Raw genomic sequence first — 12,563 nt, 5'->3', positions numbered from 1 at the left:
CTTAAGCTTAATCTAAATATTAAATTCGAATGTTTCATATAAAAAACAATCACATGTGACTAAAACTTCAATAACAAAAACAAGCGATAAGGAAATGAAGATGATGCATAGAGGATGGAAAGTACTGGCATTGGCTACAGCGACACTGGCTGTTTCAGGTCTGGCGCAAGCCAAACAGGTGATTTGCGTATTTGATCTGGTCGGTAAAAACGGTGATGTCTATAGTGTGATGAAAGACTATCAGTTGGCGGCCAAAAACTGGGGGGCAGATGTCGAATTGCGGGTGAATACTAATGAAGCCGTGGTCGCAGAAGATTTTAAAGCCGGGAAATGTGACGGCATTAGTGTGACTGGAATGCGTGGCCGTCAATTTAACAAGTTTACCGGTTCTCTGGATGCAATCGGGGCTATCACCGATCTGAATCTGGCGGTTAAAGTCATGCAGGGCCTGGCCAGTCCCACCTTCGCCAAACAAATGCTGCAAGGTAAATATGAAATTGTTGGAGTGATTCCGGTAGGTGATGCTTTTCTGTTAGTGAACGACCGCAGTATCAATACTGTTGCCAAAGCAGCCGGTAAAAAAATTGCGGTACTAAGCCATGACGAAGCACAAAAAATCATGGTACAGCAGGTTGGTGCACAAGCAGTGAGTGCCGAAATCAGCAATTTTGCCAGTATGTTTAACAATGGTCAGGTGGATATTATCGGTGCACCAGCTGCAGCATTTAAGCCTTTAGAATTACATAAAGGGTTGGGTAGTAAAGGTGCGATTGTGAATTATCCGGTATTGCAGGTTACAGGTAATATTATTATCCGTCCTGATAAATTCCCGGCAGGATACGGACAAAAATCACGTGAATGGGTCAAGAGCCAGTTACCACGTGCCTTTGGTATTTTGGGTAAAATGAAAGCGGATATTCCTTCGAAATACTGGATGGATATTCCTGCGGCAGATAAACCAGGTTATCAGAAAATGATGCGGGATTCCCGAATTGACCTGACCAAACGCGGCGTTTATGACAAACGCATGATGAAATTGCTGTGGCAATTCCGTTGCAAACAGAATCCGACAAATTTTGAATGTGCCTTACAGGATGAGAACTACAAATAATCCTGATAAAATTACTCTGATTTGACTTTTAATCTGTAGAGACTGACCATATATTGAGTGTGCTATACTTAAATATGGTCTTTTCTTTTTAAAGACATTCCATTCAACAGAGGAATCCGCCATGAATGCCCAAGCGCTTGTGCTCACCGACAATGCCGCAAATAAAGTACGCCAGTTGCGTGACAGTGAAGGTAACCAAGACTTAATGCTCCGTGTCTATGTGACCGGTGGCGGCTGTTCAGGTTTCTCTTATGGCTTTAACTTTGCAGAAAGCCAGAATGAAGATGATGCAGAATTCGCCAATGGCGATGTTAAAGTCCTGGTCGATTCACTGAGTTATCAGTATCTGGTTGGTTCGGTAGTAGATTATTTAGAAGGTCTGGAAGGCTCACGTTTCGTGGTACAAAACCCGAATGCGACCACGACCTGTGGTTGTGGATCTTCATTCTCGATCTAAATCCATGCATAAAAAAAGTCCTCTCAATGAGGACTTTTTTTATGCATGGAAAAAGTTTAGCTATCCAGTTTTACCGCTTCAAGCAGGTCAAAGATCACGCTGGTGACATCCTGACTCAACTCGCGGTTATTAAAAATTTCATAGGCGCTAATGGTAATGTCGGTATCACTTGGTAACAGACGCTGTTCTTCTTCGATCAGGTCATTAATCGGCAATAAGGTCTGTTTGATTTCCAAATGCAGAATATCTTTATATTCCAGATTTTCATCGTCGAGTTCAATCAGTTGTTCATTGAAATAAGGCAGCAAAATCGAATGAAGATAGGGTTGGATGTCCTCGATATCAAAGATCTCGATATCACGGGTTTCATCAATCGTACTAATGTGGTCATTTACTTCAATTAAAATATGGTAGTAACTCACACGAATCTCCAAAGATGGCCTAAACAATGTAGCCAATCACAATAACATGAAATCAGAATAGAGTGTTTTTTATAATACTTATACACTTAAATTAATTAAGGAATTCAAGCTGATCATTTAACGGTTATAAAGCAAGGTCTTGTCTGCAGGTCGCAGCTGGAAGTGTTGCAGATTCTGTTTACCCAGCACCGGATACATCAGTGCTTCCGGGTCATTATGGTGATACAGACCCAAGGCATGTCCGAGTTCATGTGCCAGAGTCAGGCGGAGATCATCTTCTGCATCAAATTGATAGACATGAATTTGATTGCCCATAAACACACCTTTATGAAATTCGCGGGCAGGGAAACGCTGTTGGGCTTGAATGATATTCTGTTGATGATTTTGCAGACCATGTTGATGCATGGAAACATTCATATTAAAGGAACTTTGCTGTTCCTGCAGGTATTGAAGTTCCCGTTGAAAATTTTCCGATTTACGCTGTAAAGCCAAAACTTCATATTCAATTTGCTCACGCTCATAAGCAGATAAATTCGGCTGACGGCGTCGTTGCTGTAAGGCCTGAAATTCACTATTGATCTGATCTCTTTGCTGGATCAGGCGTTGCTGCTGACTTTCCAGATGCTGATGGGATGCTTCCAGGTTTTTGACCTGACGTTGATACTTGGCGTCATCTGCCAGCAACTGTTTTTCGACTTTCTTTAAGGCATCATAGTCTTGCTGGCGCTGATCATAGATCAGGTGAATACTCAGCCTAGCATTTTCATCATAGACCATCAAATCGTCACGATTGCTTCCCTGATGCCAGATCTCGATGGCTTCCTTGCTCAGTTGAATCACTTGATCTTTACTCAGTCCAAAGCCTGAATCGACCTGATCAATCCGGAAACGTAAGCGGGTATCGAAAGGATGCGTCAAGCGATCAGCCAGCGAGTTATAGCGCAGTTGAGGATGGGTTTGGGCCTGCATATGTAGATAGGCAGACATGATCAATCCCACTACGAGCAGACAGAGCAGAAGACGCATATTTTTTATTTAAATGTCTATTTTTTAAAAATATAGCTTAATTTTAATGCCTTTCCCATGCTTATTTGCATCATCCTTCAGCTTTTGGATAAAGCCCTAATTCGGCCAAAGCCTGCTGCAAAATTTCAAGGCGGATCGCCGGATCTATACCATTTTGCATCTGCATATTGAGTGAAAATGCCACGATTTCAGCCTGCGGTGTTTCAACCCAGCCGGTGAGCCAGCCGACTTGCGGTTCCACATCCATGCCCCAACCGGATTTGACATATAGTCGATAAGCTTTCCGCTCCTGTAAAAATAACATGGCTTTGACTTGTTGCTGGACTTGAGGATCAAAGGCCAGTTGCTCTCGGGCCAACGCAGAAACAAATTGGACTTCCTGTTTTGGAGTAACTTTCAAAGGGCCTACCAACCAGAAGTTATCGACCTGTTGACCAATCTGCTGATTACCAAATTGGATGCGTTGTACTTCCTGTTGCATTAATTCCAGACCAATACGACGCGCCAGCTCTTGATAGACCGGTACCGCAGAAGCTTGCATGGCTTGGCCGAGCGTCATGTCTTTTTCCCAGGCGGTAAAGCTGCGTTTCTTGCCATCCCATTTAAAAATTTCATTGGTTGTGGCTTTGCCATGTTGCAGGCCAATCAGAGCATTGAGCATTTTAAAAGTAGAGGCGGGAACATATTCGGTATTTGCACGATTTAAATCATTGCCATAGACCTGTACTTGTTGATCACGCTGAATCACTAAAACACCAGAGCTTTGCGCCTGATCAAATAAGCTGGCAATCGCTTGAGTCGAAATGCTTTGAGATGGGAGAGATGAAACGGGTAGGCTACATGCTGTCAGGCCCAAGCAACTCAGTAAAGGCAGAAAAATCAAAATTTTCATCGGTTCAGGGTATTTTAATGTTTGATTTAACTTAAACAGCTTTTTCTGAAAATACGATCAAATTTTGGTCATTTTTCTTCTATTCTTTTAATTAGAGACATAAAAAAACCGCGCTTTCGCGCGGTTTTTTCAGTTAAAGCGACAAATTATTTTTTGTCATCTTTCACTTCAGTGAACTCGGCATCTACAACACCGTCGTCCGCTTTTTGAGATTGACCTTCGCCACCTTGGAATGCGTTTGGATCAAAACCTTGCGCACCGCCTTGGCCTTGAGCTGCTTCATATGCACGTTGTGTAATTGGCATGATGATGTTTTGCAGCGCTTCAGTTTTCGCTTTGATGTCTTCAACGTCATTTTCTTTGGTTGAAGCTTCAAGCTCAGAAACCGCAGTTTCGATTGCAGTTTTTTCGTCTGCAGTCACTTGTTCACCAAGATCTTTCACTGCTTTTTGTGAAGAAGCAACTAAAGCATCCGCTTCGTTACGTGCTTTTGCAAGCTCTTCAAATTTACGGTCTTCTTCAGCATTCGCTTCAGCATCTTTAATCATTGCTTCGATTTCAGCATCAGACAAACCTGAGTTTGCTTTAATCTGGATCGATTGCTCTTTACCAGTACTCTTGTCTTTTGCAGATACTTTCAAGATACCGTCAGCATTGATGTCGAAAGATACTTCAATTTGTGGCACACCACGTGGCGCAGGTGGAATGTCACCTAACTGGAAGTTACCCAACAGTTTGTTTTGCTGCGCCATTTTGCGTTCACCTTGGTAAACCGAAATGTCTACAGCAGGCTGGTTGTCCGCAGCAGTTGAGAACACTTGAGATTTCTTCGCAGGAATCGTGGTGTTTTTCTCGATGATTGCAGTCAATACGCCGCCCATGGTTTCAATACCAAGTGTCAGCGGAGTTACGTCAAGTAAAAGTACGTCAGTTTTGTCACCTGAAAGTACCGCACCTTGAATCGCAGCACCCATGGCTACTGCTTCGTCAGGGTTTACGTCTTTACGTGGCTCTTTACCGAAGAATTCTTGAACCTTCTGTTGAACCATTGGCATACGAGACTGACCACCTACCAGGATCACGTCAGAGATGTCAGAAGTCGAAAGACCTGCATCTTTAAGCGCAATACGGCAAGGCTCAATCGTACGAGCAACCAGGTCAGCAACTAAACCTTCAAGTTTTGCACGTGTTACGTTGATCACTAAGTGTTTAGGACCAGTCGCATCAGCAGTGATGTATGGAAGGTTGATTTCAGTTGCATTTGAAGAAGAAAGCTCGATTTTTGCTTTCTCCGCAGCTTCTTTTAAACGCTGAAGTGCAAGTGGATCTTGTTTCAGGTTAAAGTTTTGTTCTTTCTTGAACTCTTCAACCAGGAACTCGATTAACGCGTTATCGAAGTCTTCACCACCTAGGAATGTATCACCGTTAGTCGACAATACTTCAATTTGCTGGTCGCCATCAAGGTCCGCAATTTCAATGATTGAAACGTCGAAAGTACCACCACCCAAGTCATAAACCGCGATTTTACGATCGCCTTCTTTCTTGTCCATACCAAACGCAAGTGCCGCAGCAGTTGGCTCGTTGATGATACGTTTAACTTCTAAACCTGCAATTTTACCTGCATCTTTAGTTGCTTGACGCTGTGCATCGTTGAAGTAAGCAGGAACAGTAATAACAGCTTCAGTTACGGTTTCGCCCAGGTAATCTTCAGCAGTTTTCTTCATCTTTTTCAAGATTTCAGCAGAAACCTGTTGTGGCGCCAATTTTTTGTCGTTGACATCAACCCAAGCATCACCGTTGTCAGCTTTGATGATTTTGTAAGGAACCAGACCGATATCTTTTTGTACCGCTTGGTCTTCATAACGACGACCGATCAAACGTTTGATCGCGAACAATGTATTTTTCGGATTCGTTACTGCTTGACGCTTTGCAGATTGACCTACCAGAATTTCGCCATCTTTATAGGCAATAATAGATGGAGTGGTACGCGCGCCTTCAGCGTTTTCGATTACTTTAACTTTGTCGCCTTCAAGTACTGCAACACATGAGTTTGTAGTACCTAAGTCAATACCAATGATTTTAGCCATTTGGATGTTTCCTCTAAAATTTTTTTGTGATTTACACTTGTTATCCGATATGAGAGCCGTTCGATTTTTTTCAAGTAAAATTTTTGAAAAATTTCACAAACTCCCGAATTTATTTGGCTTAAGCGCCGACCATCACCATGGCAGGACGCAATAAGCGACTGTTAAGCGTGTAGCCTTTTTGCAAAACAGTCCCAATTTCATTTGCTTTGGCATTTGGATCAATCCCGACTGCCTGATGCAGATCCGCATTGAAACCGTTGTTGGTATCCACTGCCACAACCCCAAATTTCTCCAAGGTATGCAATAAAGATTTAAGGGTCAGTTCAACACCTTCACGCAATGGTGTTTGCTCTTCACCTGCAGCCACAATGGCACGTTCCAGATTGTCGACTGTTTCTAGAAGCTCTTTAGAGAACTTTTCCAGAACTGTATCTTTATGCTTTTCAGATTCACGCTGAATACGTTCAACACTCTTTTGTGCTTCATAAACTGCATTGGCGGTACGGGCTTTTTCTAACTTTAAATCACCTTCAAGCTGCGCAATCTGCTCTTGTAAAGACTCAACGGAAACTTCAGCCTGCTCGGTTTCAGCTTGAGTTTGCGCTGTATCTTGTTCCGCTTGCTCTTGCTCAAGTTGTTGAGCTTGCTCGTTTTGCTCAGTCGCCATTGATTTACTCCGTTTAAATGGGTTCTTAAACATGTACAGTCCTTAGGCCTCAGTGTTCACTGCGTTTATGCTGAACTGCCATGGTTGTGAAGTTCTTGATTACCTAAAGAAATCGGGGCAGGGTGTAAAAATTCAAGCGTCGACCCAGATTAAATTTAAGATTTATACAAAATACTGAATCCAGCGGATAGCAGAACAAGCTATTCAGAACACAACAGCAGGATAGGATGAGAATAAAATACACGGACATCAGCAGCGATGAATCCGAATTTTGAACTGAATAGATTTAATTAGCGACTAAATCTAAGAATTAAGTATTTGAAAATAAATATAAAAAATGAATAATCGTATTTTTGAATCAAATTAATAATTTTAATCCGTTTTAAGTATTGGTAAAAAAATTGCATCATACTTCTATTAACAGCGACCTTGTTCAGAGGAGAGAGCCGAACCGGGTTGCTGTTGCCCTATTTTAGAGTTGCTTTTTTCAAGCTGAGTATCCCCAAAACTCAGCTTTTTTTTGCCTATTTATTTATTAGACATAAAAACGATTAATATCTAAGCAATAAAGTCTTTCACAATAGATGAACTTTTGATTAATATTTATTCTAGATTCTATCGCTGTAGTTTCTTCTTATTTTGAAATGTGTTTTCGTGGCTTATCCTGTTCTCTAGATAAGCCTTTTTTTGTCCAGAATTTACCTTTTTTGAATTTGTTGGAATCAGTCGTCTCTATTTTAGCGGTTTGTAAGATAAAACTTACAGCTTGGATAGTGAATGTCCGCTTCATGAGAGCAAGTTGATTCGATAGGATAATTTATATAGAGAATAGGATGTTCTGGTTGAATTGCTGAGAAGCATAAGCAAAGTGGAAGTTCGTTTAACATAACCCTCTGCAAAGGCCCTAAAGAAATTTTCTTTAGGGCCTTTGTCTATCTGGCAGCTATCTTTTTCCATTTAAAAAGCCCAGTCTGGGCTTTTAATACAGAAAATGATTCAAGTCTTAATCGCGACGATCGCGTGAACGTTGTTCTTGATGACGTCGGTTGTCATTCCAGCGTTGATTAGAACGATTTTGCTGGACTTTTTTACTGCGTTGATCTGTTACACGTTTACGCTCCAGATCCTGACGACGTTTACGTTCTGCCTCTGCCTGTTTTTGCCGTTGCGTCATGATATTTTTACGTTGCTGTTCATGGCGCTGTCGTTCCAGTTGGCTTTTACGTCGATCCAGCTCTAACTGTCTTTTACGATCCTGCTCCCAATTGCGATGTTGTAATTCCTGTTTACGTCGATCCAGTTCAATGCGTTTGCGTTGCTGTTCATATTCCCAACGTTGCCGCTCATAGCGACGATCTTGTTCATAACGCCGGTCCAGTTCATAGCGACGGTCATAACGCTGATCATAGCGGCCATCATAATAGCCACCATCTTCAGGAAATGCGACGCAGCCTACAGCTAAAAATGCAGTCGCCAAAGACAGAGCTAGAATTTTGCTAGCCATAGGCATCCTCCCGATTTGTAATAAAAAATATACTTAAGCTCGCAAAAGTACGTCAAAAATAACCTTTAAACGGTCAATGACATCTTTTATAAATGAGGGTAACGTATCGAGTAGAAGCTATATGTACATTGATATTAAGACTTATATAAGAATATGGTCACTGAAACGCTAATCGTGTAGAAACTATGAAGAATTAAGAGAATAAGGACTAAAAATAATGACTGTGAATCCTCCGGTTCTGAAAAGTGTGATGGAAAAGGGACAAGGGACGGCAGCGCGTATGCTGGACCGCTTACCTGGCATTGCACAGGAAGCATTAGTTAAGGCTCTGGATTATCCTCATGTTTATCCTGATTTAGATCCATTGGTTAAATGCCTGATGGCCATCCAGATAAAACAGGGGCATAGCAGTTTTATCAGTGAGGATCTGGCTCATTCGCGCACATTGTTTGATGCACGCATGAAAGCGATCGCGGCTAAACCAACTACTGTCAAAGTCATCGAAGAGCTGCGCCTGCCTTTGCAAAGTGGCAGCATCTTTGCCCGGCATTATCATCCAGCTCCACAAAAGAAGTTGCCGATGGTGATTTTTTATCATGGCGGTGCATTTATGGTGGGCGGTCTGGACAGCCATGATGAATTCTGTCGCTTGCTGGCAGTACATGCCAAAGTGCAGGTGCTAAGCGTGGCTTATCCGCTGACGCCAGAATTTAGCCCCTTGCAGATGGTACAGGTTTGTGAAGATGCCTTGGCTTGGGCACATCAGCATAGTAACCAACTAAAAATCTATAAAAATCGTATTGCCGTAGCAGGGGACAGTGCGGGCGGAAATCTGGCTACTGTGGTGGCACAGCGCAGTGCAGGTAAATCTTATGCCGCACGAGCACAGCTTTTGCTTTATCCGGCGGTCGACTTTAAAAGTCGCCATCCTTCTTTTTATGCCTATAAAGATGGACTGGTACTTTCGGAACAGGATATTGATCTGGTGACCTTCATGTATGCCCAAACCCATCAGATTGAACTGGATGATCCGCTGATTTCACCTACTTATGGTGAATTGCGGAATTTACCGCCAAGTTATGTAATTACCGCACGCCATGATGTCCTGCATGATGAAGGTTCAATCTATGCACATAAACTACGTCAGAATGGCGTGAGTGTTCATTATCATGAATATACCGATCAGGCACATGGTTTTATCAACCTGACGCCGATCTCTCGCCGTGCCAAAAAATATGTGATTGAGATCAGCAAAAACTTCCGCAAATTCTGGGACAAAAATAGTTAAATCCAAGGCGCGAGCGCAAAAGGTGTTTCTCATGAAACACCTTTTTTTATAGCTAAGTTTTTATCAGTTCTTATACTTTGCTGTTGATCTGGGCTTCAGGAAAGATCAGATTGAATTTGGGGACATAAAAGCTTTGCAGCAATTTGGCTTTGGAAAAGTCTGGAAATATATTCTCGGCATCTTGCCACTCTACTTGCGAGAGTTTAGAGAGGTGACCGCGGAACTGTGGACTAAACTGAAAACGCTGCCCTTTCCAGGCTTGCTGAATCTTCAGCATAGACGCTGGAATATGATGACTATTAATGTAGAACTGGCGTGCAGATTTGGTTTTCTTCAGCCGAATCGTCATATGCTGGTTTTGATGCTGAATCTGACACAGCACTTCCTGATCCTTTTCCTGCCATTCAAACTGCGCATGTTCTTTGGGAATGCCCCATAAATGCTGACCGTGTACCACAGACTCATGGGTAGACACATAAATTTTAGGAATTGAGCTGAGGCTTCGTTTACTAATTAAAGGATGATCCAGAATCAGTAACTCATCATAAGGGCCAATCGGCGAAGCGTGATAACGCACCAATAAGACTTGGACCATACGACCCAGCGGAGAAGGCGCAATACGGAACTGTTTTGCTTGCTCAATAAAGCTTGGGGTCAGCCAATAATTCAGAATAAAACCCTCACCCTGCAAACGCCAAGGTGGAAACTGGTGGATATTTTGCTCCTGTAATAATGCATGCTTCATTCTTATTCTCTTGTCTTTAGTCGGCAGGTCACTGCATTATGAGTTATAAAAGATTAATATATAGTCATTCACAACCATTACTTCTAAGTAGATGAGTTAATAAATGTTAAAGAAATCATTATGTGTCATCGCACTTGCTGCGGTCAGTCTGCCAAGCTTTGCTGAAAATACGATTATTGAGATGAAGACTTCATCTGGAAATATTGAAATTGAACTCTTCAATGACAAAGCACCAATCTCGGCAAAGAACTTCGAAAGCTATGTAAAGAGCAACTTCTATAAGGATACGATTTTTCACCGCGTCATTCCAGGTTTTATGGTGCAGGGTGGTGGCTTTGATGTGAACATGCAGGAAAAAGCCAATACCAAAGCACCCATTAAAAACGAATCATCGAATGGTCTGCAAAATAAACGCGGTACTTTAGCCATGGCCCGTACCAATCAGCCGGATTCTGCCCGAGCACAATTCTTTGTAAACCTGGTCGATAATGATTTCCTGGATCGTTCTGCTAGAAATGCCGGCTATGCGGTATTTGGTAAGGTCACTAAAGGCATGGATATCGTCGATCAGATTGCCAAAGTACCTACCCGAAACTATGGAATGCATCAAAATGTGCCGGTGAACCCTGTAAAAATCACCAGTGTGACGATTAAAGCACCAGTCGTAAAAAATTAGGCATAGAATAAAGCAGAAATATTTAATTTATATTTCTGTTTTAAAAATATGTACTTATGTAATGAATTGTATGGAATTGAACCAATTTGGTGCATAAAAATAAAACACTCGTGATTCCTGTGCGTTAAAAGCGCTTGCACGTGTAAGAAATTGCCCTATAATGAGCACATACCGACGAGATAGACGGAAACGAACGAAGCAGAATGGCGGAGTTGTTGAGTTTATCGAAGTCCAGCTTCTGGCACTGACGAGGTGTTAGAAAGATCATTAAGAGATTATGAAGAACAACTTGTGTGGATTTTTACTGGTTGATCGATCGAAATTATTTTCATTGATTGATGGTAGAAATTACTCGAAGTTTATTTGAGAAATATTTGTCAGAAAATTGATGAGCCAAGATTGGTGCCCTTTAAGGCACTACATAGTATTAAACTGAAGAGTTTGATCATGGCTCAGATTGAACGCTGGCGGCAGGCTTAACACATGCAAGTCGAGCGGGGAAAGGTAGCTTGCTACTTGACCTAGCGGCGGACGGGTGAGTAATGCTTAGGAATCTGCCTATTAGTGGGGGACAACATCTCGAAAGGGATGCTAATACCGCATACGTCCTACGGGAGAAAGCAGGGGACCTTTGGGCCTTGCGCTAATAGATGAGCCTAAGTCGGATTAGCTAGTTGGTGGGGTAAAGGCCTACCAAGGCGACGATCTGTAGCGGGTCTGAGAGGATGATCCGCCACACTGGGACTGAGACACGGCCCAGACTCCTACGGGAGGCAGCAGTGGGGAATATTGGACAATGGGGGGAACCCTGATCCAGCCATGCCGCGTGTGTGAAGAAGGCCTTTTGGTTGTAAAGCACTTTAAGCGAGGAGGAGGCTACCGAGATTAATACTCTTGGATAGTGGACGTTACTCGCAGAATAAGCACCGGCTAACTCTGTGCCAGCAGCCGCGGTAATACAGAGGGTGCAAGCGTTAATCGGATTTACTGGGCGTAAAGCGCGCGTAGGTGGCCAATTAAGTCAAATGTGAAATCCCCGAGCTTAACTTGGGAATTGCATTCGATACTGGTTGGCTAGAGTATGGGAGAGGATGGTAGAATTCCAGGTGTAGCGGTGAAATGCGTAGAGATCTGGAGGAATACCGATGGCGAAGGCAGCCATCTGGCCTAATACTGACACTGAGGTGCGAAAGCATGGGGAGCAAACAGGATTAGATACCCTGGTAGTCCATGCCGTAAACGATGTCTACTAGCCGTTGGGGCCTTTGAGGCTTTAGTGGCGCAGCTAACGCGATAAGTAGACCGCCTGGGGAGTACGGTCGCAAGACTAAAACTCAAATGAATTGACGGGGGCCCGCACAAGCGGTGGAGCATGTGGTTTAATTCGATGCAACGCGAAGAACCTTACCTGGTCTTGACATAGTAAGAACTTTCCAGAGATGGATTGGTGCCTTCGGGAACTTACATACAGGTGCTGCATGGCTGTCGTCAGCTCGTGTCGTGAGATGTTGGGTTAAGTCCCGCAACGAGCGCAACCCTTTTCCTTATTTGCCAGCGGGTTAAGCCGGGAACTTTAAGGATACTGCCAGTGACAAACTGGAGGAAGGCGGGGACGACGTCAAGTCATCATGGCCCTTACGACCAGGGCTACACACGTGCTACAATGGTCGGTACAAAGGGTTGCTACC

Annotated in this window: 11 protein-coding genes and 1 rRNA gene; 5 read left to right on the top strand and 7 right to left on the bottom strand. The window is 43.0% G+C overall.

Features of this window, described 5'->3' with window-relative positions:
• The first annotated feature begins 103 nt into the window (after positions 1–103).
• Entirely contained in the window at positions 104–1,111 is a 1,008-nt protein-coding gene (locus F893_RS15065) for a putative solute-binding protein (RefSeq protein WP_005104964.1), read from the top strand.
• 121 nt (positions 1,112–1,232) lie between these two features.
• Positions 1,233–1,568 carry an iron-sulfur cluster insertion protein ErpA gene (gene erpA / locus F893_RS15060; protein WP_004281944.1) on the top strand — a complete coding sequence of 112 codons (336 nt, stop codon included), beginning with the start codon at positions 1,233–1,235 and terminating at the stop codon, positions 1,566–1,568.
• Between the two features lie 56 nt (positions 1,569–1,624).
• Here erpA and F893_RS15055 read toward each other — a convergent pair whose 3' ends face one another.
• The 6 genes from F893_RS15055 to F893_RS15030 form a co-directional block, all read right to left on the bottom strand.
• The gene (locus F893_RS15055; protein ID WP_162924842.1) at positions 1,625–2,002 is read right to left on the bottom strand and encodes a hypothetical protein; all 378 of its coding nucleotides are present in this window, start codon (positions 2,000–2,002) and stop codon (positions 1,625–1,627) included.
• A 105-nt stretch (positions 2,003–2,107) separates the two neighbouring features.
• A complete protein-coding gene (locus tag F893_RS15050) occupies positions 2,108–3,016 on the bottom strand; it encodes a matrixin family metalloprotease (protein ID WP_005104967.1) in 909 nt (302 codons plus the stop codon).
• A gap of 70 nt (positions 3,017–3,086) precedes the next feature.
• Positions 3,087–3,908 (bottom strand): carbapenem-hydrolyzing class D beta-lactamase OXA-134, encoded by an 822-nt coding sequence (locus F893_RS15045; RefSeq protein WP_005104969.1) that lies wholly within the window; start codon positions 3,906–3,908, stop codon positions 3,087–3,089.
• 146 nt (positions 3,909–4,054) lie between these two features.
• Positions 4,055–5,995 carry a molecular chaperone DnaK gene (gene dnaK, locus F893_RS15040; protein WP_004281948.1) on the bottom strand — a complete coding sequence of 647 codons (1,941 nt, stop codon included), beginning with the start codon at positions 5,993–5,995 and terminating at the stop codon, positions 4,055–4,057.
• A 118-nt stretch (positions 5,996–6,113) separates the two neighbouring features.
• Entirely contained in the window at positions 6,114–6,662 is a 549-nt protein-coding gene (grpE, locus tag F893_RS15035) for a nucleotide exchange factor GrpE (protein ID WP_004647116.1), read from the bottom strand.
• A 1,003-nt stretch (positions 6,663–7,665) separates the two neighbouring features.
• A complete protein-coding gene (locus F893_RS15030; protein ID WP_005252972.1) occupies positions 7,666–8,166 on the bottom strand; it encodes a hypothetical protein in 501 nt (166 codons plus the stop codon).
• Between the two features lie 217 nt (positions 8,167–8,383).
• On the opposite strand from F893_RS15030, the gene F893_RS15025 reads away from it, so the two are divergent.
• On the top strand, positions 8,384–9,454 hold the full coding sequence (locus tag F893_RS15025; RefSeq protein WP_004281951.1) for an alpha/beta hydrolase: 1,071 nt from the start codon (positions 8,384–8,386) through the stop codon (positions 9,452–9,454).
• Positions 9,455–9,524: 70 nt separating this feature from the next.
• On the opposite strand, the gene F893_RS15020 is transcribed toward F893_RS15025, so the two are convergent.
• On the bottom strand, positions 9,525–10,199 hold the full coding sequence (locus tag F893_RS15020; protein ID WP_005252970.1) for an acetoacetate decarboxylase family protein: 675 nt from the start codon (positions 10,197–10,199) through the stop codon (positions 9,525–9,527).
• A gap of 103 nt (positions 10,200–10,302) precedes the next feature.
• Here F893_RS15020 and F893_RS15015 point away from each other — a divergent pair, with 103 nt between their 5' ends.
• Positions 10,303–10,875: a peptidylprolyl isomerase A gene (locus tag F893_RS15015; protein ID WP_005252969.1), complete on the top strand. Its 573-nt coding sequence runs from the start codon at positions 10,303–10,305 to the stop codon at positions 10,873–10,875.
• Positions 10,876–11,304: 429 nt separating this feature from the next.
• Positions 11,305–12,563, top strand: a 16S ribosomal RNA gene (locus F893_RS15010); the annotation flags it as partial.

The organism is Acinetobacter sp. CIP 102136, assembly GCF_000369685.1.
Lineage (GTDB): Bacteria > Pseudomonadota > Gammaproteobacteria > Pseudomonadales > Moraxellaceae > Acinetobacter > Acinetobacter fasciculus.
The sequence above is the reverse complement of the archived record's forward strand: the minus strand, read 5'-3'. Positions and strand labels throughout refer to the sequence as shown.